This window comes from Dietzia kunjamensis (genome assembly GCF_045689975.1).
Lineage (GTDB): Bacteria > Actinomycetota > Actinomycetes > Mycobacteriales > Mycobacteriaceae > Dietzia > Dietzia kunjamensis.
Window position 1 is genome coordinate 1,635,293 of the sequence record NZ_CP143297.1, and the last position, 23,909, is coordinate 1,659,201.

Below are 23,909 nucleotides of genomic sequence, written 5' to 3' on the forward strand. Positions count from 1 at the left end.
GCGCCTTGGCGGCGTCGCGTCCTGCTGGCCGCGGCCCGTCCGCTGTGTACAGCCGCTCCTGGCCCTGGCGTCTCGCTTCTGCAGATGTCCACGACAGCCCTCCTCGCCCCTCCCGATGGCGTCTCGCCTGCGCATCGGGGCAGGCGAGACGCCATCGTGAGGGGCGGCTGCAAAAGCCTGGCCACCCCGCCCGGCCCGCCTTCAACCCCCGCTGCGCCCGTACAGGTTCTGCACGCTGCGGCCGATCGGACCGTGGTCGTCCGAGAGCAGGGTGTCGGTGAGCACCCCGTGGCCGGGCCCGCCGATCGTCTCCGAATCCAGGCGCACCCAGCCGGGAGCGGGCTCGCGGTGCAGGGAGACCACCAGGTCGCAGTTGATCGTCGGGTGGTCGACCGGGTCGGTGGCCAGGGAGACACCGCTCGCGGAGTCGGCCACCACCACGGTGTGCTGCCACCCGGTCATCCGCTCTCCGGAGACCAGGTCGACCCGCGACCGCCCCCACGCCCGGGCCGGACCCAGTTCGTCCCCGCCGCCGGATTCGTAGGAGAAGTCGACCACGGAGAGGTACCCGCCGGCGTGGGCGAAACTCATCATGGGATCGCGCTCGCGCCTCTCGGGCACTGGCGGCGCCGCATGATCGCCCACCACGGGATAGTCCTCGGGAGTGCGCCGCATCAGCCAGCCGCGCGCGACCAACGTCGACCGGCCGCCCACGGACGCGGTCGCCTCGAGCAGCTCCACGCTGCGCCCGGGTCGGATCGTGCTCACCTCGATGTCCAGGGGCGCCACCGGCACGGGGCCCAGGACGTCGACGGACACCCTCGCCAGTCTCATGTCCGGGGCGGAGTCGGAGTCGGAGTCGGAGCCGGCCCGTTCCATGGCCCGCACCAGCAGCGCACTCGGCGGGCCGGCGTGCTGGGCCTCGGCGGACCACGGCCCGGCGGTGAGCGCCGTGGACTCGAAGCGGGCCTCGTCGACCTGCTGGTAGAACGCGTCGGACATGGGTCTCCTCTCGCGCGGGCGGTAGTGTCGATCCTGATGAATGCTACGGGTGGCGGTCTGTACGACGTCGCTGTCGTCGGGCTCGGTCCCGCCGGCCGCGCGCTCGCCTCCCGCTGTGCCGCAGCCGGTCTCACCGTGTTGGCGCTGGACCCGCGCCCGGATGCGCCGTGGCGACAGACCCTCTCGGTGTGGGCCGATCAGGTCCCTCCGTGGCTCCGGCCCGGGGCGTGCGGGGTGAACGTGCTCGCCCACACCGTGCCGGATGCCGCCTTGTACGCGCCCGACAGGGCCGTGGTGCACCGTGAGTACGCCGTGTTGGACAACGAGGCCCTGCGCCGCGCGCTGCCACTCGGCCCCGGCGTCACCGTCGAACGCGCGGAGGTCGACGACACCGGGGTCCGGGCCCTCACCGCCCGCGCGTACCGCGTGGTGGACTGCCGCGGCGCCGGCGGCCGGCTCAACCGGGGGCCCCTCCAGACCGCCTACGGGATCGTCGTGGACGCGGCCGACGCGGCGCCGGCGCTGGGCGGGGAGAACGCGCTGTTCATGGACTGGCGGACCGACTATCTCCGCGGCCGGAACGACGACGACGAGGTCGGGCCCAGCTTCCTGTACGCGATCCCCGTGGGACCGGACCGGGTACTGCTGGAGGAGACGTGTCTGGCGGGCCTGCCCGCTCCGGATCCCGCCGTCCTGGCGAGCCGGCTCCGCTCGAGACTGGCGGGCCGGGGGGTGTCCCCCGCGGCGATCGCGTCACCGCTGTCCGTCGAGCGCGTACGGATCCCGCTCCTGCCCCGCCCCGGGCTGCCGAAGGACCCGCGGGTCGAGGCGTTCGGGACCGCCGGTGGCCACGGGCACGCGGCGACGGGGTACTCGGTGGCGGCGATGTTGGCGGCGGTGCCGGCGGCGGTGCACGCGATCGAGGCGGGATACCCGTTGCCGGCACCGCGGTCGCCGCTGAGCACGGCCCTCCACGGTGTCGGACTGCGTGTCCTCCTGCGGGCCGATGACGGGACCCTGCGGGCGCTGTTCAACGCCTTCGGTCGACTCGACGGTCGCCGTCAGCGCTGGTTCCTCGACGCCGCCAGCCCCTCCTACCAGGTGGCCGCCGCCATGTGGGGCATGTGGTTCTCCATGCCCGCCCGGAACAAGGCCGGGATGGTCGCGGCGGTGCTGCGCCCGTCGGCTCATACGTCGGGCGGGGGTGTACCGATCACCTCAGCCGGAACGCGGACGGTACCCGTCGAAGGTGAGTGACAGGCCGCCCGGACGCCGCGAGAGGTGGAACATGGTCGACAGCGCCACGGCCGCGACGGCCACGGCCACGAGTTCGAAGGTCTCCTCGATGTACATCAGGACGAGATAGGGCGTCGACATGCCGGCGTCCGCGCGGTGGACGAGACCGGTCAGGCTCTCGATGACGATCGCGCCGGTCAGGAAGACCACGGCCGAGAGGATCAGTGCGAGAACCACCCGACGCTTCAGCGCCAACACGAGGCGGATCAGCAGCGCTCCGACGACCAGCGCGATGATCGCACCGGGGATCACCCAGTTGTAGAAGGTGTCGAACGGCAGGTACGGGGCCATCCTGTCCCCCACCACGAACAATCGCTCGTGCAGGGCAGAGGCCTCGTCCACCGAGGCGGTGACGCCGACCGCGGCGAAGAGCCACCACGACTTCCGGAACCTGTCGGCGGTGAGAGCGGCGAGGGCGGCGAAGATACCGACGAGGAGCCAGATCGTCGAGGCGAACCACACCGCGATGTTGCCCTCGGCGCCGATGTCGAAGGCCGTCCACAGGAGGTTCCAGGTGTGCCAGGGCTGGTCGCTGCCCGTGCGGTGGACCATGAGGAGCAGGAAGCCGGACAGCGGCGCGAGCAGGATCGACGGGGGCAGCACCACCCACGCGGTCGCCTTGGTGAGACTCATCGTCCGGGCCCGGGCCCGGTCCTGAGAACCGGCCGCGGCGTCCGCCGCGCCGCGGTCCTCATCCGACGGGGTGTCGATCGGGCCACCGGAGGGTCCGCCGACCGGACGGTCTGACGGTCGGTCAGCGGGGCGAGACATGTACTCAGCGTAAACGGCCGGTGAACGGAACAGCCAATCAGGTCGTCTGGCCCCCGGCCGGACGAACGACCCGGACACGAAGAGCGCCCGCCCCCTCTCGAGGGGGCGGGCGCTCTGTCGCGTGACCGGGGCGCGGCTACACCGTGAAGCCGATGGCGCGGAGCTGCTCGCGGCCGTCGTCGGTGATCATCTGCGGTCCCCACGGCGGCATCCAGACCCAGTTGAGCTCGAGGTCGTTGACGAGATCGGCGCCGATCGTCGCGCTGCGGGCCTGATCCTCGATGACGTCCGTCAGGGGGCAGGCCGCGGAGGTCAACGTCATGTCGACGCGGGCGATCGTCGAGCCCTCGGTCTCACCCGGGCGAACCCAGATGTCGTAGACCAGCCCGAGGTCGACCACGTTGATCCCGAGCTCGGGGTCGACCACGTCGCGCATGGCCTCCTCGAGGTCCGCGACGAGGGCCAGGTCCTCCTCGGACTGCTCCGGCCGGTTGGGGTCGGGGCGGAACTCGCCGTTGTAGACGGTTCCGGCCGGGGTGGCGTTCTCCTCGGTCGACGCGGACTCGTCGACCGACGGATCGTTGGCAGGGGTCATCTGCTCGGTCATGTCACTCACTCCTGATGGTGTTCGGTCTGTCGGCCGAGGGCGTCCTTGAACGCCATCCAGCCCAGCAGTGCGCACTTGACGCGCGCGGGGTACCTCGACACCCCGGCCAGCGCCACGGCATCATCGAGGATCTCCTCGTCGCCCTCGTCCTGTCCGCGGGAGGAGATCATCGCCTGGAAGGCGTCGACCACCTCCAGCGACTCCGCCACGGGACGGCCGACCAGCAACTCGGCCATCATCGAGGTCGAGGCCTGGCTGATGGAACATCCCTGCGCGTCGTAGGACACGTCCTCCACGGTGGCGAGATCGTCGGACAACCGCAACCGCAGTGTCAGCTCGTCGCCACAAGTGGGATTGACGTGGTGCACCTCGGCGCCGAAGGGCTCCCGCAGTCCGCTGTGCTGCGGACGGCGGTAGTGGTCGAGGATGACCTCCTGGTACATCTGCTCGAGTTTCACGTGAGTGCCCCTTCCACTCCGAAGAACTGCTGGGCCCGGCGCAGGGACCTCGCGAGAGCCTCGACCTCGTCGAGGGTGTTGTACAGCGCGAACGAGGCCCGCACGGTGGACTGCACGCCGAGACGCCGGTGCAGCGGCCACGCGCAGTGGTGCCCCACTCTGACGGCCACACCGTCGTCGTCGAGCACCTGGCTCACGTCGTGGGCGTGGATGCCGTCCACGACGAAGGAGACGGCGCCGCCGCGCGAGACCATGTCCGTCGGGCCGACGATCCGGATCCCCGGGATCTGGCCGAGGGCGTCGAGCGCGGCCACGGTGAGGGACTCCTCGTGGCGGGCGATGGTCTCCATCCCGACCCGCTCGAGGTAGCGCACCGCCGCGGCGAGCCCGACCGCCTGGGACACCATGGGCACCCCGGCCTCGAATCGCTGGGGCGGGTCGGCGTAGGTCGTCTCCTCCATGGTGACGGTGGAGATCATCGACCCGCCGGTGAGGACCGGGGGCATGGCCCGCAGCAACTCGCGCCGGCCGTAGAGGACGCCGATGCCGGTGGGCCCGAGCATCTTATGGCCGGAGAACGCCGCGAAGTCGACGCCGAGGGCGTGGAAGTCCACCGCCATGTGCGGCACCGACTGGCAGGCGTCCAGCACGACGAGCGCGCCGACGGCCCGGGCGGACTCCACCACGCGGGCGACGTCCGTCACCGCGCCGGTGACGTTGGACTGGTGGGTCAGTGCGACGACCTTGACGGCGTCGGTGAGCTCGAGCGAGTCGAGGTCGATCCGACCGTCGTCGGTCATGCCGTACCAACGCAGCGTGGCGCCGGTGCGTCGGCATAGCTCCTGCCACGGCACGAGGTTCGCGTGGTGCTCGAGCTCGCTGATGACGACCTCGTCCCCGGGGCCCACCGCGTACTCGCCGAAGCGCTGGTCACCAAGGGCGAAGGCCACGAGGTTGAGCGCCTCGGTGGCGTTCTTGGTGAAGACCAGCTCGTCGACGTCGGCACCCACGAACCGCGCGATGTCGGCACGGGCGCCCTCGTAGGCGTCCGTCGCCTCCTCGGCGAGTTGGTGCGCACCGCGGTGGACCGCCGCGTTGGAGTGCAGCAGGAAGTCCCGCTCCGCGTCCAACACCTGCATCGGGCGCTGCGAGGTCGCCCCGGAGTCGAGGTAGACCAGGGGCTTTCCGTCACGGACCGTGCGCTGCAGGATCGGGAAATCCGAGCGCACGGCGGTGAGATCGAGGGTCGAGGTCATGTTCTCCCAGCTGTCCGGTCAGGCGTTCGCCGGCGTCAGGTACTTCTCGTACCCGTTCGCCTCGAGCTCGTCGGCCAGTTCTGCGCCACCGGAGGCGGCGACGCGGCCGTCGACGAACACGTGGACCTTGTCGGGGGTGATGTACTTCAGGATGCGGGTGTAGTGCGTGATGAGCAGGATGCCGCCGTTCTCCTCCGCCTTGTAGCGGTTGACACCCTCGGAGACCACGCGAAGCGCGTCCACGTCGAGGCCGGAGTCGGTCTCGTCGAGCACGGCGATCTTCGGCTTGAGCAGGTCCAGCTGCAGGATCTCGTGACGCTTCTTCTCGCCGCCGGAGAATCCCTCGTTGACGCTGCGCTCGGAGAAGGCCGGGTCGAAGTCGAGGTCGGACATGGCCTCCTTGACCTCCTTCACCCAGTGGCGGAGCTTGGGGGCCTCACCGCGGACGGCGGTGGCCGCGGAGCGCAGGAAGTTCGCGGTGGAGACCCCGGGGATCTCGGTCGGGTACTGCATGGCCAGGAACAGGCCGGCGCGGGCCCGCTCGTCGACCTCCATCGACAGGACGTCCTCGCCGTCGAGCGTCACGGTGCCGCCAGTGACCTCGTACTTGGGGTGGCCGGCGATGACGTAGGCGAGGGTGGACTTGCCGGAGCCGTTCGGCCCCATGATGGCGTGGGTCTGGCCCGACTCGATGGTCAGGTCGACCCCCTTGAGGATCTCGACGGTCTCGGGAGAGTCCTCGGTCGCGGCGACGCGGGCCGTGAGGCCCTTGATCTCGAGAGTGGTCATGGGTAGTGCTCGCAATCTGTGTGAGAAGTCGTGGGGGATGTACTGGCGGGGCTCGTCAGATGCCGGAGGACTCCAGCTCCAACTCGACGGCCTCGGTGATCCGCTCGCGCACCTCCGGCACGCCGATGCGGTTGATCACCTCGCCGAAGAACCCGCGGATCACGAGTCGCCGTGCGACGTCCTCGGGAATGCCCCGGGACATGAGGTAGAACAACTGTTCCTCGTCGAACCGTCCCACGGCGCTGGCGTGGCCCGCACCGGCGATCTCGCCGGTCTCGATCTCCAGGTTCGGGACCGAGTCGGCGCGGGCACCGTCGGTGAGCACGAGGTTGCGGTTCATCTCATACGTGTCGGTGCCCACGGCCCGGGCGCGGATCAGCACGTCACCGATCCACACGGTGTGTGCGTCCGGCAGGTTCGACTTGGCGTCGCCCTGCAGCGCACCCTTGTAGAGGATCCGCGAGGTGCAGTTGGGCTCCGAGTGGTCCACGAGAAGACGGTGCTCGAGGTGCTGCCCGTCGTCGGCGTAGTACAGGCCGTTGAGGGTGACCGTGCCGCCGGGGGCGGTGAACCGTGCGAACGGGGAGACGCGCACGAGCTCGCCACCGAACGTCACCGTCGTGTAGGTCAGTGTCGCGTCGCGGCCGACCTGTAGGTGGTGACCCGCGAGGTGCAGGGCGTCGTCGTCCCAGTCCTGGATGAGCACGATCTCGAGGTGGGCGGAGTCGCCGACGATGAACTCGACGTTCTCGGCGATCGTTCCGCCGCCACGCTGGTCCACGACGAACGTGGCGTTGGCGAACGCCTCGAGGCGGACCTGGGTGTGGCCGTAGGCCAGTTCGCCCTCGCCCGGGCCGTCGACGGTCACGTAGACGGGCTCGTCGATCACGGTCTCCTTGGCGACCGTGATGACGGTGGCCTCGGAGGCGGAGCTGAACGCCTGTGCGGCGACGCGGTCGCGGGGTGCCCCGGCCTCGCCGACGCGCTTGTCGTCCATGGCGACCGTCTCGACGGTCAGACCGTCGTGCTCGGCGACGGACGCCAGCAGGCGACCGGTCGCGGTGATGTTGGAGCCGTCGTGGATACCGCGCAGACGACGCAGCGGGGTGAACCGCCAGATCTCGTCCTTGTGGCTGGGTACCTCGAAGGCGCCCACGTCGAACGACGAGAACTGGTCGCCCTTGGTGGCGTCGACGGGGACGCCGTAGCGGTCCGTCAGGGGTGCCGGGGTGGACCCGGTCTCGGGTGCGGTGGTGTCGGTCATGGTGGTCAGCCCACCGATCCTTCCATCTGCAGTTCGATCAGGCGGTTGAGCTCGAGCGCGTACTCCATCGGGAGTTCCTTGGCGATCGGCTCGACGAAACCACGCACGATCATGGCCATCGCCTCGTCCTCGGCCAGGCCGCGGCTCATGAGGTAGAACAGCTGGTCCTGGCTCACCTTGGAGACCGTGGCCTCGTGCCCCAGCGTGACGTCGTCCTCCCGGATGTCGATGTAGGGGTAGGTGTCGGACCGGCTGATGTTGTCGACCAGCAACGCGTCGCACTCGACGTTGGACTTCGAGCCCTTCGCGCCGGCGTTGATCTGGACCAGACCGCGGTACGCGGACCGCCCGCCGCCCCGAGCCACCGACTTGGAGACGATGTTCGAGGACGTGTTGGGCGCCAGGTGCAGCATCTTGGAACCGGTGTCCTGGTGCTGGCCCTCACCGGCGAACGCCACGGAGAGGACCTCGCCCTTGGCGTGCTCACCGGTCAGCCAGACCGCCGGGTACTTCATCGTCACCTTGGAGCCGATGTTGCCGTCGATCCACTCCATGGTGGCGCCCTCTTCGGCACGGGCACGCTTGGTGACGAGGTTGTAGACGTTGTTCGACCAGTTCTGGATGGTCGTGTAGCGGCACCGGCCGCCCTTCTTGACGACGATCTCGACGACCGCGGAGTGCAGGGAGTCCGACTTGTAGATCGGCGCGGTGCAGCCCTCGACGTAGTGGACGTAGGCGCCCTCGTCCACGATGATCAGCGTCCGCTCGAACTGGCCCATGTTCTCGGTGTTGATCCGGAAGTACGCCTGCAGCGGGATGTCCACCTGCACGCCCGGCGGGACGTAGATGAACGAGCCACCGGACCAGACGGCCGTGTTGAGGGCGGAGAACTTGTTGTCCCCGGAGGGGATGACCGAGCCGAAGTACTCCTCGAAGTACTCGGGATGCTCCTTGAGCGCCGTGTCGGTGTCCATGAAGATGACACCCTGGCTCTCCAGGTCCTCACGGATCTGGTGGTAGACCACCTCGGACTCGTACTGCGCGGCGACGCCGGCCACGAGCCGCTGCTTCTCCGCCTCGGGGATGCCGAGCTTGTCGTAGGTGTTCTTGATGTCCTCGGGCAGGTCCTCCCAGCTGGTGGCCTGCTTCTCCGTGGAACGGACGAAGTACTTGATGTTGTCGAAGTCGATACCGGACAGATCCGAACCCCAGGTGGGCATCGGCTTCTTGTCGAAGATCTTCAGGGCCTTGAGCCGCTTCTCGAGCATCCAGTCGGATTCGCTCTTCTTGGCGGAGATGTCACGCACGACCGCCTCGGACAGGCCGCGCTGCGCGGTGGCACCGGCGTCGTCCGAGTCGTGCCAGCCGTAGTTGTACTGGCCGATGGAGGCGATTCGTTCCTCATCGGTGGTCGGCTCCGTGACGTCGGCCGTCACCTGATCGGGGGTGATGGTCATCGCACTGTCCTTTCGGCGGTCGGTGCCGACGCGGACGCGTCGGCCGGTGCAGGGATCGTGGCCGCGAGGTCACTCACGGTCACGGTCCCGGTCGGGATGTTGGTGGTGCAGGCGCAGTTTCCGCCCGCGATGGTGGCGAGCCGCTGGACGTGGGTGCCCACTATCTCGGACACCACCTCCTGCTCGGCAGCGCACAGTTCGGGGAACCGGGAGGCGACGTTCCACACCGGGCAGTGGTGCTGGCAGATCTGCAGGCCGGTGCCCGCCTCCTCTACGGAGGACGCGTAGCCGGCACCGGACAGCGCGGTGGCGATGTCCGTGGCGGCGCGCTCGACGTCGTGCGGGCCCTCGGCCGGACGGACGTGACCGATCACCGAGCGCACCCGCTCGCGGGCGAACTCCGTGACCGCGGCCGTGCCACCGATACGACGCAGGGCGGTCAGGGCCTCGACCGCCAGGTGGTCGTACCCGTGGCGGGCGGTGCTGCGGCCGGAGACCGTCATCTGGAACGCCTTGGCCGGGCGACCGCGGGTTCCCGCCGGCCGAGAACGGACGGCCTCCACCTCGCCGGCCTCGACCAGATGGTCCAGGTGTCGCCGGACACCGGCGGCGGTGAGCCCCAGTTCGTGTCCGATCTCGACGGCGGTGAGTGCTCCGCGCTCCAACAGGAGTTCCCGGATCGACGAGCGGGTGTCGGGCCGCGTGCTGCTCTCGAACACGTGCTGCACGCTCATACGCCACTCCCTTCCGGTTATGCTCGGTGCGCCCGGTCGGGACGCACCTCCTGATATTACGCAACACTTCTGTTTCGGAAATATTCCCCCCACCCCCGGACGCGCTGCCGGGGTGAGGTGTGCGACGACAGCGCCGGTGGAGGAAGGGTCGGGACTGTGGCACGCGATTACCCCAGGCGTGGTGCCGGGTCGGTCACCTCCCGCCTCCACGCGCAGGAGCTGTCCACCGGGTCCCCGTTGTCCGCGGAGATGGCCCGCCTGCGCCGCATCCGTCTGATCGGCACCACCGCCGCCGTGGCGATGGCGATCGGGGCGCTCGGGGCCGGCGCGTTGCCCGTCCTGCAGAACCCGATCGCCGGCGAGCGACTGTTCGGCCTGTGGCTGCGCCTGCAGCAGTCCTCGATGACGGTCGTCATGGCGGGGATGGTCACGGTGACCCTGTGTTGGCTGCTGCTCGCCCCGTACGTGCTCGGGCGGGATCGGCGGGGTCGGATCAGTGGTCGGATCGACCGCGCGACGCTCGACCGGGTGATCGCGTCGTGGGCGCTCCCCCTCGCGCTGGCTCCGCCGATGTTCAGCCGGGACGTCTACAGCTACCTGGCCCAGGGGGCGATCGGCAACGAGCTCGACGATCCCTACGAACTCGGTCCGGTCCCGGCACTGGGGACCTCACACGCGCTCACCATCAACGTCCCGGACATCTGGCGCGATACGCCCAACCAGTACGGACCGTTGTTCCTGGGGGTGCAGAAGGTCATCCACGGGCTCACCGGCGACGACGTGGTGGCCGGGACCATCCTGCACCGGGTCGTGGCCGTGATCGGGATCCTCATGCTGGGCTGGGCCGTCCCACGGCTCGCCGAGTACTGCGGCGTGTCCGACGTCGCCGCCCTCTGGCTGGCCGTGGCCAACCCCCTGGTCCTGTTCCACCTCGTCTCCGGCATCCACTCCGAGGCGCTGATGATGGGCCTGCTGGCGGTCGGGCTGGTGCTGGCGCTGCGCGCAGTGGACGCCCCCGGATCCGGGTGGCGCACCACCTCGCTGTTCATCCTGGGGACCGTCCTGGTCACCGGATCGGCCCTGGTCAAACTCCCCACGGTGGTGGCGTTGGGGTTCATCGGCATGGCCCTGGCGCGCCGGTGGGGTGCGAGCTGGTCCGCCACCCTGCGCGCGGCGTCGGTCATGGTGGCGGTGAGCGGTGTGACCACCGGGGTGGCGATGATCGTCACCTCGTCCGGCCTCGGCTGGATCACCAAACTCGGGGCGGCCACCTCGCTGCGCAGCTGGCTCTCCCCGCCCACCGCGCTCGGTGTGATCGTCGGCGGGATCGGGCAGTATCTCGGGCTCGGGGACCACACCGAACAGATCCTCGTCATGGTGCAGACCGCCGCCCTGGTCGCGGCCGGCGCGTTCACCGTCCGCATGCTGTTCGCGGTCCAGGCGGGTCGGATCAACCCGGTCGGTGGGCTGGGGGTGTCCATGGCCGCGATCGTCCTGTGTTTCCCCGTCGTGCAGCCCTGGTACGTCCTGTGGGCGCTGGTCCCATTGGCCGCGTGGGCCTCGCGGGTGGAATTCCGTCTCCCGGTGGTCGCCGTGAGCGCGGTGCTGGCCTGCTTCACCCTCCCGCCGGGTGCGGGACTGCCCCCGTTCGTGACCGTCCAGGCCTGGGCGGCGACCGTGGCGGTGGTCGCCGTCCTGCTCGTCGCACTGTTCCGGTGGCCGGGGCTGTTGCGCTTCCGCTAGCCGGACCGGCCTACACTCGGATCCCGTGACCTCTCCGACGGATACGCCCGCGCTGCACGTCGAGGGGCTCGTCAAGAGGTTCGGGGCGACCACCGCCGTCGCCGGCCTGGACCTGCGACTCGAACGCGGGCAGGTCATGGCCCTGCTGGGACCCAACGGGGCGGGCAAGACCACCACGGTCGAGATCTGCGAGGGATTCGCCCGTCCCGACGCGGGCACCGTGCGGGTGCTGGGCCTGGACCCGGTCATCGATCGCCAGCGGGTCCGCAGCCGCATCGGGATGATGCTCCAGGGTGGCGGCTCCTACCCCGCCGCCAGGGTGGGCGAGATGCTCCGGCTGGTGGCGTCCTACTACGCCGATCCCCTCGATCCGGACTGGTTGCTGGGCGAACTCGGACTCACCGAGCACGTCCGGACCCCGTACCGGCGCCTGTCCGGCGGCCAACAGCAACGTCTGTCCCTGGCGATCGCGGTCATCGGCCGGCCGGAGCTGGTCTTCCTCGACGAGCCGACCGCCGGCCTCGACGCCCAGTCGCGCCGGGCCGTGTGGGACCTAGTTCACGCGCTGCGTCGCGACGGCGCCGCGGTGTTGCTCACCACCCACCTCATGGACGAGGCGGCCTCGCTCGCCGACGAGGTCGTGATCGTCGACCACGGCCGGCGCGTCGCCTCCGGGACGCCCGCCGAACTCGAACGCGCCGGGACCGCGGAGGGCGTCACCCTCGTCGTCGACGGCGAGGTGTCCCCGTCGCTGCTCGCCGGCGTCCTCGGTGGGGAGCACACGGTCGCGGCGGGGACCGCCGCCGGCGTCCTCGAGGTCCACGGCCCGGTCTCCCCCGAACTCATGACCGCCATGTGTGCCGCCCTCGAGCGGGCCGGCGTCCAACTCACCTCCCTGGCCACCCGCACCAGGAGTCTCGAGGAGGTCTTCCTCGACCTGACCGGACGGGAACTGCGATGACCCACACCCAGACAGGCGGCAACCGCTTCGCCCCCGGCACCTTCGCCCGTCCGTCGGCGCCGGCGTCCCCGGGCCGGATGACCGCAGCCCAGACCCGGATGGAACTGGCGCTGTTCCTGCGCAACGGTGAACAGCTCCTCGTGGCCCTGGTCATCCCCGTCGCCATCCTCTTCGGCCTCACCGCGATCGACTTCGGTGCGGTACCGGATCCGCGGGTCGATCACGCGATCACCGCGGTACTGACCATCTCCGTCATGGGGACGGCCTTCACCGGCCAGGCGATCGCCGTGGGCTTCGACCGCCGGTACGGCGCCCTCAAACGTCTCGGGGGCACCCCCCTGCCGCCGGCGGTCATCATCCTCGGCAAGATCCTCGCGACGCTCGTGCTGGTGGCCGGCCAGGCGGTCGTCCTCGGCGTCATCGCGGCGCTGCTGGGATGGCGGCCCGAACTCCCGGGGCTGGCGCTGGGGGCGCTCGTGATCGCCCTGGGAACGGTGGCGTTCTCCGCCATGGGGCTCCTACTCGGGGGCACCCTGCGTGCGGAGATCGTCCTGGCCCTGGCCAACCTCATCTGGTTCGTCCTCATCGGGGGCGCCGGACTCGCGATCGGGGTGGTCGACCTCCCCTCCGCGGTGGCCGACCTCCTCGTCGTCGTCCCCTCCTACGCGCTGACCTCCGCGCTGGGCACGGCGCTCGCCGGCGGCGTCCCCGCCCTGGCCGCGCTGTCCCTGGTCCTCTGGACGGCCGTGTGTGGCGGATTTGCCGTGCGTCACTTCTCGTTCACCTGATAGCAGACCCCGGCGCGCCGCGGCCTAGAATCGGGGCCGTGACCTCGACATCGCACGCCCCGACCTCCGGAACCCCGGCCGCGAGCGACCCCGGGCGATCGACCGGACCGTTGTCCCGCCTGCCCGTTCCGTCGATCCGGGTCCAGAAGGGTGTCGCGCTCGCCAACGTCATCGCCCAGATCGGCATCATGACCACCGGCGTCACCGTGCGCGTGACCGCCTCCGGTCTGGGTTGCGAGACCTGGCCGCAGTGCAACGAGGCCAGTTTCGTGCCCGTCCCCGGCGCCGCACCGGCGCTGCACCAGGCGGTCGAGTTCGGCAACCGCCTGCTCACCTTCGTCCTGGCGGCGGTCGCCGTGGCGCTGCTCCTCGCCGTGTACCGCGCCGGGCGCCGCCGCGGCCTCAAGGCACTCGCCTGGGCCATGCCGGCGGGCATCCTCGCCCAGGCCGTGATCGGCGGGATCACCGTCCTGGCCGGCCTCGTCTGGTGGACCGTCGCGCTGCACCTGCTGCCCTCGATGATCCTCGCCTGGCTCGCCGCCGTCCTCTTCGTCCGCATCGGCGAGGCCGACACCGCGCCGCCCCGGCGGGTGATGCCCAAGCCGATGACGTGGCTGACCGTGCTGTCGGCCGTCCTGCTCACCGGGGTCCTCACCACCGGGACGATGGTGACAGGGGCCGGACCCCATGCCGGCGACGCGCGCATCACCGCGGCGGATCGACTCCAGTTGCCCATCCAGTGGCTCGTCCACTTCCACGCCGAACTCATGGTGGGTTACGTCTGCCTGCTCATCGGGTTGCTGGCCGGGCTCGTCGCGCTGCGGACGGAGGGCCCCGCGATCCGTCGGAGCGCGATCCTCATCGGACTCATCGCGGCGCAGGCGGTCATCGGGATCACCCAGTACCAACTCGGGGTGCCCGAGCTGCTGGTCGTGGCGCACGTGACCCTGGCGGGTGCGATCACCGCCGTCACCGGCGCCCTGTGGGCGGCGGGCGTCATCCGGGACCGCGTGCCGGCCTGACAGGGTCGCCCACCCCGGCAGAGTCCCGGGTACGCGTCGCCTCTGTACGGGTGACGGCCCGGTGCGCGTCCTCTCCGGTCCCTTCGGGGCGCGCACCCGGCCGACCGAAGAAATAGCAGCGGCCCCGCCGATCGGCGGGGCCGCTGTCGTCGCGCGGGAGGTCAGACCAGGGAGCCCGATCCGGCCATGCGCTTCCAGTGTCCGGCGGGGACATCGGTACGCGAGACCAGCTCGCGCGTCCAGTCCGATCCGGTGAGGCCGGAGATCCCGTCGCGGACCGCCTCGGCCTGCGACAGACTGTCGACCATCGTGTCCCCCAGCACGCCGTCGGCGCCGACCAGGGTGACGCGGACCCCGCAGCGGCCCACAGGCTGGAGGACGACGTCCGCCGCGCCGCCGTGCCGGGACAGGAACTTCTCGACGAACTTCACCGTCTTGGCCGGTGGGGTGGGACCCGCCGGCACCGGCGCCGCGTCGATCTTCTCGGCGGGTGCCTTCTCGGTCGGCTGGACCTCCGCGGCGGCCGGCTCCTCCGACTCCTGCGCCGCGGGCTCGTCGGCCGGGGGCACCGCCGCCGGCTGCGACGCGGCCGGCGCATCCGCCGGGCGATCGGTCGCGGACGGCGCCGGAGCGGCCTTCCCCGCCGTCGGCTCGTCGCTCTTCGACTCGGCCGCGGAGTCCGTGGTGGAGGAGTCCGTGGTGGCGGCGGCGCCGCCCAGTGTCAGGCCACCGCTCTTGCCCCCGCCCGGCGCCTTGGCCTTGCTCCCGCCGCCGAGGGTCAGGCCACCCGACTTACCGCCACCGGGCGCCTTGGCCTTGCTCCCGCCGCCGAGCGTCAGGCCACCGGACTTCTTCTCCGTCGACACGGCGGACGCATCGGCGGCGGAGGTGGAGTCGACGTCGGACGTGGAGTCGGCCCCCGCCTCGGCCCTCGCCTCGGTCGGGGTGGCGGGGTCCGCCTGAGCTGCGGGTGCTGCGTCGGGCGTGGCGGTGAACGGGGCATCGTCCTTCTCGTCCTTCTTGTCACCAGCGGAGGCGGCAGCCGCACCTGCGGCTGCCGCGGCACCGGCTGCGCCACCCAGGACGAGCTTGCCCGCCGACCCCCCGCCGGGAGCCTTGGCCTTGGACCCACCGCCGAGCTTCAGTCCCCCGCCGGACGTGGTCGCCGGGGCGGACGCTGTCGGGGCGGACGGTGCCTGAGCGGCCACCGGCTCGTCCGACGACTTCGCGGCCGTGCTCGGCTTGGTGGCATCGGCCTGGGCGGAGGGCGCCGGCTCCGCAGCGGGCTCGGACGGGGCCTCGGGCGAAGCGGGAACCTCCGCGGCCGGCGCCGTCGATGCGTGCGCCGCGGGAGCGCCACCGTCGACCTCGGTGATCCGGGAACCGTGCAGCGTGGAGGCTCCTCCGCCCGGGGCGCGCGGGGCGCGCCGACCCAGGGTGATCCCCCCGCCCGCGCCGCCGGCGGCCGCCGGGGCCGGGGTCTGCCGCGCCTCGGCAGGCGCCTCCTGCGTCGCGGCAGGCGTCTTCTTCACGGGTTCGGTCGCCTCGGGAGCCCCCGCCGGCGCCTGCGCCTGCGTGTCAGGCTCGGACGGCGCCGGCGCCTCCTCGGTGACCGCATCGGCTCGGGCGGGTGCGGCCGCCGCCCCGGACCCACTGGTGGTGATCTCGGGCCATCCGGTCGCCCGGACTCGCGGCCCCCCGGCGTACTGGGAAAGGATCTGCAGGCTCATGGGGGTAGCCTATCGCCTCCCCCGCCCCGCTTCCGCCGGGACTCCCGCGAACCGGCGAACCGGAGTCCGGGCACCGGCTGCGGCGGACGACACACTTCCGGATACTGGGCGCCATGAGAGCCATAGAGATCTCCAGGCACGGCGGACCCGAGGTGCTCACACCGGTCGAGGCGGGTGTCCCCTCACCCGGACCGGGCGACGTGGTCGTCCGCACCACCGCGATCGGGGTCAACTACATCGACACCTACTTCCGCGAGGGCACCTACGCCCGGGACCTGCCGTTCGTCCCCGGCAGCGAGGGGACGGGAGTGGTCGAGGTGCTCGGCGAGGGGACGCCCGACCTGATGGTCGGCGACCGGGTGGCGTGGTGTCAGGTGCCGGGGTCGTACGCCCAGTACGTCGTCGCGCCCGCCGAGTCGCTGGTGACGGTGCCGGAGGGTATCGACGACGAGGTGGCGGCCTCGATGCTGCTGCAGGGGCTCACGGCGCACTACCTGATCACCGACACCCACCGGGCCCTCCCCGGCGACACCGTGCTGATCACCGCGGGTGCAGGCGGGGTCGGGCAGCTGCTCATCCAACTGGCCGTCGCTCACGGCCACCGTGTGATCACCACGACCTCGACCGAGGAGAAGGCGGGCCTGTGTCGCGAACTGGGGGCGCACCACGTGCTGCTCTATCCCGACGCGACCCCGGAGAGGATCCGCGAGCTCTCCGACGGCGGTGTCTCCGTGGTGTTCGATGGAGTGGGCCGGGACACCTTCGACGACAGCCTGGCCTCGCTGGCCCGCCGCGGGACCTTGGTTCTGTTCGGCGCGGCGAGCGGTCCGGTCCCGCCGGTGGACCCCCAACGACTCAACGCCGCGGGCTCGGTGTTCCTCACCCGCCCGAGCCTGGGCGACTTCATCGCCGGGACCGGGGAGTTCCGTGAGCGGGCCGGCGAGGTCCTCGAGGGGATCGTCGACGGCTCGCTCCGGTTGTCGGTGGGCGCGACGTTCGGATTGTCGGAGGCGGCGGAAGCGCACCGGGCGCTGCAATCCCGGCAGACCACGGGTTCGGTCGTCCTCGACCCCGCCCGCTGAGCACCCTCGACCCCGCCCGCTGAGGAGGGCGGGGGTGGGTGATCAGGCGATCGGGAAGATCTCCGCGATCGTCTGGAGTCCGAGGACCGCGTCGACGGACAGTGCGACGAACACCCCCGCCAGGTAGTTGTTCGACAGGATGAACAACTTGAGGGGCTTGACCTCCACCCCGCGCCGCACACCGGCCTCGAGGCGGTGTGCCATGACGATGAACCACACTCCGAAGCCGAGGGCGCCGGCCGCGTACACCCAGCCGGCGGCGGGGATCAGGGCGAACGTGCACAGGACGGTCACCCAGGTGTAGATGGTGATGCGCCGGGTGACCCCCTCGGCGGACATGATGACCGGGAGCATCGGCACTCCGGCGGCCTCGTAGTCCTCCTTGTAGCGCATCGCGAGCGCCCAGGTGTGCGGTGGCGTCCAGAAGAAGATGATGAGGAACAGGACGATCGCCTGCCACCAGTTGTGCGCCTGCCCCTCGGGGAGATGATCGGTGATCACGGCCCACGACACCAGTACCGGCATGCATCCCGCGGCCCCGCCCCATACGACGTTCTGGGCCGTGCGGCGCTTGAGGATCATCGTGTAGACGAACACGTAGAAGCAGATGGTCAGCAGGATGAAGAACGCGGCCAGCCAGCTCCCGGCCAGCAGACCCAGCCACAGCATGCTCGAGACGCCGAGCAGCAGACCGAAGACCAGTGCGGCCCGGGTACTGATCGCGTGACGCGCCAACGGCCGACGCTCGGTCCGCTTCATGACCTTGTCGATGTCGGCGTCGACGACCATGTTGAGCGAGTTGGCGCTCGCCGCGCCCAGCCAACCGCCCACCAGGGTGAGCAGAACCAGTGAGAGGTGAACGTTGCCGCGGTCGGCCTGGAGGAGGGCGGGGATGGCGGCGACGAGCAGCAACTCGATGACGCGCGGCTTGGTGAGGGCGATGTACGCCATCACCACGTCGACCGCGCGGGCTCGCCCGCTCGCCGGAGCCGGCCGCCCCGTGGACTCTGGAGGGGAGACTGATGGCCCCCCACTCCGGGTCGGGGTGGAATCGTGCACCGGAACTCCTCGCAGCAGACGTCAACGCACTACTGAGCCGATACTACGTCCCCCCTGCACGGTCCGCGAAAGAGCGGGGGCGGGGACCGCACGCCCCGCCGTCCCCGCGACCACTAAGGTGGTTCACGACATACGCGCGGATCCGCGCCGCACCCTCAGACCCGGGAGAACCACAAGTGACCAGCGCGTCGGAGATCACCGAGCTCACCACTGCACGCCACCCGTCCGACTGGACCGAACTCGACACCCGCGCCGTCGACACCGCGAGGGTCCTCGCCGCCGAGGCCGTGCAGCGTTGCGGTAGCGGCCACCCGGGCACCGCGATGAGCCTCGCGCCGCTCGCCTACACGCTCTACCAGCGCATCATGCGACACGATCCCTCCGATCCCACGTGGGTCGGACGGGACCGCTTCGTGCTGTCCTGTGGACACACCTCTCTCACCCAGTACATCCAGCTGTACCTCGCCGGCTTCGGGCTGGAGCTGGACGACCTCAAGGCGCTCCGGACCTGGGGATCCAAGACCCCCGGACACCCGGAGTGGCGGCACACCGACGGCGTGGAGATCACCACCGGCCCGCTGGGTCAGGGGCTGGCCTCCGCAGTCGGCATGGCGATGGCGGCACGCTACGAGCGCGGACTGTTCGATCCGGAGACGCCGTCGGGCAAGAGCCCGTTCGACCACTTCATCTACGTGATCGCCTCCGACGGTGACGTGCAGGAGGGTGTCACCGCCGAGGCGTCGTCCCTCGCGGGCACCCAGCAGCTCGGCAATCTCATCGCGATCTACGACGACAACGAGATCTCGATCGAGGACAACACCCGGATCGCCCTCAACGAGGACGTCGCGGCGCGCTACGAGGCGTACGGCTGGCACGTCCAGACGGTGAACGGCGGTGAGGACGTGGCCGCCATCGAGGAGGCCATCGCCGACGCCCGTGCGGTCACCGACAAGCCGTCGCTGATCGTCCTGCGCACCGTCATCGCCTTCCCGGCACCCACCATGATGAACACCGGGGCCTCGCACGGCGCGGCGCTCGGCCAGGACGAGGTCGACGCCGTGAAGGAGGCGCTCGGCATGGGCGGCACCGAGCCGTTCACGGTGGAGGACGAGGTGATCTCCCACACCCGGGCCGCCCGCGACAGGGGTGCCCGCGTCCACGCGCAGTGGAGCGACATGTTCCACGCCTGGGCAGAGGCGAACCCGGAGCGCAAGACCCTGTTCGATCGCCTGTACTCGGGTGAGCTCCCCGACGGATGGGATGCCGGGCTCCCCACATGGGACGCCGATTCCAAGGGCGTCGCCACGCGTAAGGCGTCCGCCGAGGCCATCCAGGCCCTGGGCGCCACCCTCCCCGAGTTGTGGGGCGGCTCCGCGGACCTGGCCGGCTCCAACAACACGCCCATCAAGGGCGCGGACTCCTTCGGCCCGTCCTCCATCTCGACCGACACGTGGACCGCGTCCCCGTACGGACGCAACCTGCACTTCGGCGTCCGTGAGCACGCCATGGGCGCGATCCTCAACGGCATCGCCCTCCACGGCCCCACCCGGCCCTACGGCGGGACGTTCCTGATCTTCAGCGAGTACATGCGTCCGGCCGTCCGGCTCGCCGCGCTCCAGGGGAGCAACGCGTACTACGTGTGGACCCACGACTCGATCGGGCTCGGCGAGGACGGCCCCACCCATCAGCCGGTCGAACAGTTGGCGGCGCTGCGCGCCATCCCGGGTCTGGCGATCCTGCGTCCGGCCGACGCCAACGAGACCGCGGCGTCGTGGCGCGCCATGCTCGAGGCACTCGACGGGCCCAAGGGCCTGTGCCTGACCCGTCAGGACGTCCCGGTGCTCGAGGGCACCAAGGAGCTCGCCCGCGAGGGGGTCGAGCGCGGGGGTTATGTCCTCGCCGAGGCCTCGACCGGGACCCCCGAGGTGATCCTCATGGGCACCGGGTCCGAGGTGCAGCTGGCCGTGCAGGCCCGCGAGGTCCTCGAGGCGGAGGGCGTGGCGACCCGCGTGGTCTCGATGCCCTGTGTCGAGTTCTTCGATCAGCAGGACGCCGGGTACCGCGAGTCGGTGCTCCCCCGCTCCGTCCGCGCGCGGGTCAGCGTCGAGGCCGGCATCGCGATGCCGTGGCACCGGTTTCTCGGCGACGCCGGCCGAGCCGTCTCGCTCGAGCACTTCGGCGCCTCGGCGCCCTACCAGACACTGTTCACAGAGTTCGGGATCACCGCCGACGCGGTGGTCTCCGCGGCCCGCGAATCCCTCGCGGCCGCTGCCGGGGAGGCATCATGACCAACGCCAATCTCGCTGCCCTGAGCGCCGCCGGCGTCTCCGTGTGGCTCGACGACCTGTCCCGGCAGCTGCTCGCCTCCGGCGAACTCGAGAGGCGGATGTCCGCCTATTCGATCGTCGGCGTGACGACCAACCCCGCCATCTTCCAGTCGGCGCTGGCCGACTCGTCGGCGTATGAGAGCGCGCTCACCGAGGCGGTCCGCGCCGACCGCGACGTGGATTCCGTCGTGCGGGCCCTGACCACGTCCGACGTCCGCGACGCGTGTGACGTCCTGGCCGACGTCCACCGCGCGACCGACGGGGTGGACGGCCGCGTCTCCCTCGAGGTGGACCCCGGCCTGGCCCACGACACAGCGGCGACCGTGACACAGGCGGTGGAGCTCTCCGAGGTGGTGGACCGCCCGAACGTCATGATCAAGATCCCCGCGACGTCGGCGGGGTTGCCGGCCATCACCGATGTCATCGGCAAGGGCATCGACGTCAATGTCACGCTGATCTTCTCGGCGGACCAGTACCGCGCGGTGGCGGAGGCGTACCTGACCGGACTCGAGCAGGCCGCTGCCGCCGGTCACGACCTGTCCGCCATCCACTCCGTGGCGTCGGTGTTCGTCTCCCGGCTCGACACCGAGATCGACTCGCGACTCCCGGAGTCGTCAGAGCTGCGGGGCAAGGCCGGTCTGGCCAATGCGCGCCTCTGCCAGGAGGTCTACGAGGAACTGTTCGACCCCGAGGGACGCTTCGGGGCACTCGCCGATCGCGGAGCCCGTCCCCAGCGTCTCCTGTGGGCCTCGACGGGGGTCAAGGACCCGGCGTACCCCGACACGCTGTACGTGACCGGTCTGGTGACCCACGGGACGGTCAACACCATGCCGTTCGGCACCATCGAGGCGTTCGCGGACCACGGCGTCGTCGAGGGCGACACGGTCCGGGGCACCGCCGAGGAGTCCCGGGCCACCCTCGACGCACTGCGCGCCGAGGGGATCGACCTGGACGAGGTCTTCAGCCTCCTCGAGCAGCAGGGAGTGCAGAAGTTCGTGACCGCCTGGGACGACCTGGTGGACACGGTGAGGACGCGGATCGACGAGATCCCGACGGGGTCGTGATCGGCCCGGACGACGGGGCGACACCGGTCGTCGAGGCCCCCGGCGGCGCCCCGGAGGGGTGGGCCAACCCGCTCCGTGATCCCCGGGATCGACGGCTCCCCCGCATCGCGGGACCGTCCGGTCTCGTGATCTTCGGTGTGACGGGCGACCTGTCCAAGAAGAAGCTCATCCCCGCCATCTACGACCTGGCCAACCGTGGCCTGCTCCCGCCGGGGTTCTCCCTGATCGGCTTCGGCCGCCGACGGTGGACCCACGACGAGTTCGCCGCGTTCGCCCGCGAGCAGGCCCGCGAACGGTGCCGGACCCCGTTCCGCGAGGACGTGTGGGAGCAGCTCGCCGCCGGACTGCGGTTCGTCACCGGGACATTCGACGACGACGAGGGCTTCGACGATCTGGCGGACCAGCTGGGGGCACTCGAGGCCGAACGTGGGACCGCCGGCAACTACGCGTTCTACCTGTCCATCCCCCCGGATGACTTCCCGACCGTCTGCCGGCACCTCGATCGCACGGGGTGCACCCGCGGCCCGGAGGGGTCCTGGCGCCGGGTGGTCATCGAGAAGCCCTTCGGGCACGACCTGGCGAGCGCCCGCGAACTCAACGCGGTGGTGGGTGCGGTCTTCCCCGAGGACTCGGTCTTCCGGATCGATCATTACCTGGGCAAGGAGACCGTCCAGAACATCCTCGCATTGCGTTTCGCCAACCAGCTCTTCGAACCGGTGTGGAACGCCAACCACGTGGATCACGTGCAGATCACCATGGCCGAGGACATCGGCCTGGGTGGTCGGGCCGGCTACTACGACGGCATCGGCGCGGCCCGCGACGTCATCCAGAACCACCTCATCCAGTTGATGGCGTTGGTCGCGATGGAGGAACCGACCGATTTCTCCGCTGCCGCGTTGCGGGCGGAGAAGACCAAGGTCCTCGAGTCGACCTCGCTGGCACTGCCGATTGCCGAGACGGCCGCGCGTGGTCAGTACGCGGGTGGCTGGCAGGGGTCCGAGCAGGTCGTGGGGCTGAAGGACGAGGAGGGGTACGACCCCTCCTCGGCCACCGAGACCTACGCTGCGATCACCCTCGAGGTCCACAACCGCCGATGGGCGGGGGTCCCCTTCTATCTCCGCACCGGCAAGCGGTTGGGACGACGGGTCACCGAGATCGCGGTGGTCTTCCGGCGCGCTCCGCACCTGCCGTTCGACGCGACCATGACCCAGGAGCTGGGGCAGAACGCGCTGGTCATCCGGGTCCAGCCGGACGAGGGTGTCACGTTGCGCTTCGGCTCCAAGGTCCCGGGCACCGCCATGGAGGTCCGGGACGTCAACATGGACTTCGCCTACGGTGAGGCGTTCACGGAATCCTCCCCCGAGGCCTACGAACGTCTCATCCTCGACGTCCTGTTGGGTGAGCCCTCGCTCTTCCCGGTGTCCCGCGAGGTCGAGCTGAGCTGGCAGCTCCTCGACCCGGTCCTGCAGGAATGGGAGTCGGCCGGGACGCCGGAGCAGTACCAGGCCGGGACGTGGGGGCCGAAGGGCGCCGACGAGATTCTGGCCCGGAGTGGCCGCGCATGGAGGCGACCGTGATCATCGACCTACCCGACACCTCCACCCGCGGGATCGCCAAGAAGCTCGTGCAGATCCGCGAGGAGGCCGGGCTGAGCACCATCGGACGGGTGCTCACGCTGATCGTGATCACCGATCACGTCCGCGGCAGCGAGTCCGCGATCGAGGCGGCCAACGAGGCCAGCCGGGAGCATCCGTGCCGGGTCATCGTGGTGATCCGCGGACCTCGCGCGGACGCCGACAGGCTCGACGGTCAGATCCGCGTCGGCGGTGACGCCGGGGCGGCGGAGGTCGTCGTGCTGCGCACCTCCGGTGCGATGGCCTCCCAGTCGGCCTCCCTCGTCACGCCGTTGCTGCTGCCGGACACCCCTCTCGCCGTGTGGTGGCCCCGCCACTCCCCCACGTTGTTGTCCGAGGACAGGGTGGGCAGGCTCGCGAAGCGCCGGATCGTCGACTCTGACGCCGAGGGGCATCCCACCGATGCGCTGGCGAAACGGGCGGCCGGCTACTCCCCGGGCGACACCGATCTGGCGTGGGCGCGCATCACCCACTGGCGTTCCCTGCTCGCGGCGACCCTGGACCGTCCGCCCTTCGAGCGCATCACCGGGGCGACGGTGTGCGGCCCGGAGCGGGCGGCGTCGGTGGACCTGGCCGGTGGATGGCTGGCGTCCCGGCTCGGGATCGACGTCCTGCGGGCCGTCGGCCCGAGGATGGTCGTCCTGGAGCGGGCCTCGGGCTCCATCGTCCTCAAGCAGATCAGCGCGACCTCCGCCGAGCTCCGCATCACGGGTCAGGCGCCCACGCGGGTGGCGCTCGTCGGCCGCAGCGTCGCCGATTGTCTCTCGGAGGAGCTACGGCGGATGGACACCGACGGCGTGTACGCCGATGCGTTGGCCAATCATGACCGTGTCATCTACACCTCTGCCTCGGTTCGCTGAGCCGG

The 23,909-nt window shown here is 70.7% G+C and carries 21 protein-coding genes; 10 read left to right on the forward strand and 11 right to left on the reverse strand.

Annotated elements, in window-relative coordinates:
- Window positions 1-201: 201 nt before the first annotated feature.
- Window positions 202-1,002 (reverse strand): thioesterase family protein, encoded by an 801-nt coding sequence (locus VZF99_RS07565; protein ID WP_407336017.1) that lies wholly within the window; start codon window positions 1,000-1,002, stop codon window positions 202-204.
- A gap of 36 nt (window positions 1,003-1,038) precedes the next feature.
- Here VZF99_RS07565 and VZF99_RS07570 point away from each other — a divergent pair, with 36 nt between their 5' ends.
- Window positions 1,039-2,259 (forward strand): lycopene cyclase family protein, encoded by a 1,221-nt coding sequence (locus tag VZF99_RS07570; protein WP_407336018.1) that lies wholly within the window; start codon window positions 1,039-1,041, stop codon window positions 2,257-2,259.
- Here VZF99_RS07570 and VZF99_RS07575 read toward each other — a convergent pair.
- The 8 genes from VZF99_RS07575 to VZF99_RS07610 form a co-directional block, all read right to left on the reverse strand.
- Window positions 2,221-3,069 (reverse strand): hypothetical protein, encoded by an 849-nt coding sequence (locus VZF99_RS07575; protein WP_241742370.1) that lies wholly within the window; start codon window positions 3,067-3,069, stop codon window positions 2,221-2,223. The two genes, VZF99_RS07570 and VZF99_RS07575, sit on opposite strands and share 39 nt — an antisense overlap.
- 136 nt (window positions 3,070-3,205) lie before the next feature.
- Window positions 3,206-3,664: a metal-sulfur cluster assembly factor gene (locus VZF99_RS07580; protein ID WP_371517556.1), complete on the reverse strand. Its 459-nt coding sequence runs from the start codon at window positions 3,662-3,664 to the stop codon at window positions 3,206-3,208.
- A 17-nt stretch (window positions 3,665-3,681) separates the two neighbouring features.
- A complete protein-coding gene (gene sufU / locus VZF99_RS07585) occupies window positions 3,682-4,134 on the reverse strand; it encodes a Fe-S cluster assembly sulfur transfer protein SufU (RefSeq protein ID WP_120283272.1) in 453 nt (150 codons plus the stop codon).
- Window positions 4,131-5,390: a cysteine desulfurase gene (locus tag VZF99_RS07590; protein WP_120283274.1), complete on the reverse strand. Its 1,260-nt coding sequence runs from the start codon at window positions 5,388-5,390 to the stop codon at window positions 4,131-4,133. The genes sufU and VZF99_RS07590 overlap by 4 nt, the downstream gene beginning before the upstream one ends.
- An 18-nt stretch (window positions 5,391-5,408) precedes the next feature.
- A complete protein-coding gene (gene sufC, locus VZF99_RS07595; RefSeq protein WP_067716304.1) occupies window positions 5,409-6,179 on the reverse strand; it encodes a Fe-S cluster assembly ATPase SufC in 771 nt (256 codons plus the stop codon).
- A gap of 55 nt (window positions 6,180-6,234) precedes the next feature.
- Entirely contained in the window at window positions 6,235-7,443 is a 1,209-nt protein-coding gene (gene sufD / locus VZF99_RS07600) for a Fe-S cluster assembly protein SufD (protein WP_407336019.1), read from the reverse strand.
- Window positions 7,444-7,448: 5 nt separating this feature from the next.
- Complete coding sequence (gene sufB / locus VZF99_RS07605) at window positions 7,449-8,900, reverse strand: Fe-S cluster assembly protein SufB (RefSeq protein ID WP_154827476.1); 1,452 nt, start codon at window positions 8,898-8,900, stop codon at window positions 7,449-7,451.
- Entirely contained in the window at window positions 8,897-9,634 is a 738-nt protein-coding gene (locus tag VZF99_RS07610; RefSeq protein WP_120283282.1) for a metalloregulator ArsR/SmtB family transcription factor, read from the reverse strand. Before VZF99_RS07610 ends, sufB begins: the two co-directional genes overlap by 4 nt.
- A gap of 156 nt (window positions 9,635-9,790) precedes the next feature.
- On the opposite strand from VZF99_RS07610, the gene mptB reads away from it, so the two are divergent.
- The 4 genes from mptB to VZF99_RS07630 are packed head-to-tail and all read left to right on the forward strand — an operon-like array spanning window position 9,791 to window position 14,148.
- The gene (gene mptB, locus VZF99_RS07615; RefSeq protein ID WP_407336020.1) at window positions 9,791-11,377 is read left to right on the forward strand and encodes a polyprenol phosphomannose-dependent alpha 1,6 mannosyltransferase MptB; all 1,587 of its coding nucleotides are present in this window, start codon (window positions 9,791-9,793) and stop codon (window positions 11,375-11,377) included.
- Between the two features lie 25 nt (window positions 11,378-11,402).
- Complete coding sequence (locus tag VZF99_RS07620) at window positions 11,403-12,338, forward strand: ABC transporter ATP-binding protein (protein WP_120283286.1); 936 nt, start codon at window positions 11,403-11,405, stop codon at window positions 12,336-12,338.
- Complete coding sequence (locus VZF99_RS07625; protein ID WP_407336021.1) at window positions 12,335-13,126, forward strand: ABC transporter permease; 792 nt, start codon at window positions 12,335-12,337, stop codon at window positions 13,124-13,126. The genes VZF99_RS07620 and VZF99_RS07625 overlap by 4 nt, the downstream gene beginning before the upstream one ends.
- A gap of 38 nt (window positions 13,127-13,164) precedes the next feature.
- Window positions 13,165-14,148 (forward strand): COX15/CtaA family protein, encoded by a 984-nt coding sequence (locus VZF99_RS07630; RefSeq protein WP_407336022.1) that lies wholly within the window; start codon window positions 13,165-13,167, stop codon window positions 14,146-14,148.
- A gap of 161 nt (window positions 14,149-14,309) precedes the next feature.
- Here VZF99_RS07630 and VZF99_RS07635 read toward each other — a convergent pair whose 3' ends face one another.
- A complete protein-coding gene (locus VZF99_RS07635) occupies window positions 14,310-15,878 on the reverse strand; it encodes a hypothetical protein (RefSeq protein WP_407336023.1) in 1,569 nt (522 codons plus the stop codon).
- Window positions 15,879-15,991: 113 nt separating this feature from the next.
- Between VZF99_RS07635 and VZF99_RS07640 the strand changes: the two genes are divergently transcribed.
- Window positions 15,992-16,960, forward strand: coding sequence for a quinone oxidoreductase (locus tag VZF99_RS07640; RefSeq protein WP_120283290.1), 969 nt, complete (start codon window positions 15,992-15,994; stop codon window positions 16,958-16,960).
- A 42-nt stretch (window positions 16,961-17,002) separates the two neighbouring features.
- Here VZF99_RS07640 and VZF99_RS07645 read toward each other — a convergent pair whose 3' ends face one another.
- Window positions 17,003-18,019, reverse strand: coding sequence for a heme o synthase (locus VZF99_RS07645; RefSeq protein WP_256385623.1), 1,017 nt, complete (start codon window positions 18,017-18,019; stop codon window positions 17,003-17,005).
- A gap of 176 nt (window positions 18,020-18,195) precedes the next feature.
- Between VZF99_RS07645 and tkt the strand changes: the two genes are divergently transcribed.
- Genes tkt through VZF99_RS07665 form a run of 4 tightly spaced genes read left to right on the forward strand, consistent with a single transcriptional unit; the run spans window position 18,196 to window position 23,904 of the window.
- A complete protein-coding gene (gene tkt, locus VZF99_RS07650) occupies window positions 18,196-20,307 on the forward strand; it encodes a transketolase (RefSeq protein WP_067716333.1) in 2,112 nt (703 codons plus the stop codon).
- Entirely contained in the window at window positions 20,304-21,410 is a 1,107-nt protein-coding gene (gene tal / locus VZF99_RS07655; RefSeq protein ID WP_407336024.1) for a transaldolase, read from the forward strand. The genes tkt and tal overlap by 4 nt, the downstream gene beginning before the upstream one ends.
- Window positions 21,410-22,987, forward strand: a complete 1,578-nt coding sequence (gene zwf, locus VZF99_RS07660; protein WP_407336097.1) for a glucose-6-phosphate dehydrogenase — start codon at window positions 21,410-21,412, stop codon at window positions 22,985-22,987. Before tal ends, zwf begins: the two co-directional genes overlap by 1 nt.
- A complete protein-coding gene (locus tag VZF99_RS07665; RefSeq protein ID WP_120283296.1) occupies window positions 22,972-23,904 on the forward strand; it encodes a glucose-6-phosphate dehydrogenase assembly protein OpcA in 933 nt (310 codons plus the stop codon). The genes zwf and VZF99_RS07665 overlap by 16 nt, the downstream gene beginning before the upstream one ends.
- Window positions 23,905-23,909: the final 5 nt, after the last annotated feature.

Coding starts and splice junctions, on each gene's coding strand:
- VZF99_RS07610 (WP_120283282.1), bottom strand. CDS start 9,634: ATGAGCGTGCAGCACGTGTTCGAGAGCAGCACGCGGCCCGACACCCGC.
- VZF99_RS07640 (WP_120283290.1), top strand. CDS start 15,992: ATGAGAGCCATAGAGATCTCCAGGCACGGCGGACCCGAGGTGCTCACA.
- VZF99_RS07565 (WP_407336017.1), bottom strand. CDS start 1,002: ATGTCCGACGCGTTCTACCAGCAGGTCGACGAGGCCCGCTTCGAGTCC.
- sufC (WP_067716304.1), bottom strand. CDS start 6,179: ATGACCACTCTCGAGATCAAGGGCCTCACGGCCCGCGTCGCCGCGACC.
- VZF99_RS07635 (WP_407336023.1), bottom strand. CDS start 15,878: ATGAGCCTGCAGATCCTTTCCCAGTACGCCGGGGGGCCGCGAGTCCGG.
- tal (WP_407336024.1), top strand. CDS start 20,304: ATGACCAACGCCAATCTCGCTGCCCTGAGCGCCGCCGGCGTCTCCGTG.
- VZF99_RS07665 (WP_120283296.1), top strand. CDS start 22,972: ATGGAGGCGACCGTGATCATCGACCTACCCGACACCTCCACCCGCGGG.
- VZF99_RS07580 (WP_371517556.1), bottom strand. CDS start 3,664: ATGACCCCTGCCAACGATCCGTCGGTCGACGAGTCCGCGTCGACCGAG.
- VZF99_RS07575 (WP_241742370.1), bottom strand. CDS start 3,069: ATGTCTCGCCCCGCTGACCGACCGTCAGACCGTCCGGTCGGCGGACCC.
- VZF99_RS07590 (WP_120283274.1), bottom strand. CDS start 5,390: ATGACCTCGACCCTCGATCTCACCGCCGTGCGCTCGGATTTCCCGATC.
- sufD (WP_407336019.1), bottom strand. CDS start 7,443: ATGACCGACACCACCGCACCCGAGACCGGGTCCACCCCGGCACCCCTG.
- sufB (WP_154827476.1), bottom strand. CDS start 8,900: ATGACCATCACCCCCGATCAGGTGACGGCCGACGTCACGGAGCCGACC.
- VZF99_RS07625 (WP_407336021.1), top strand. CDS start 12,335: ATGACCCACACCCAGACAGGCGGCAACCGCTTCGCCCCCGGCACCTTC.
- VZF99_RS07570 (WP_407336018.1), top strand. CDS start 1,039: ATGAATGCTACGGGTGGCGGTCTGTACGACGTCGCTGTCGTCGGGCTC.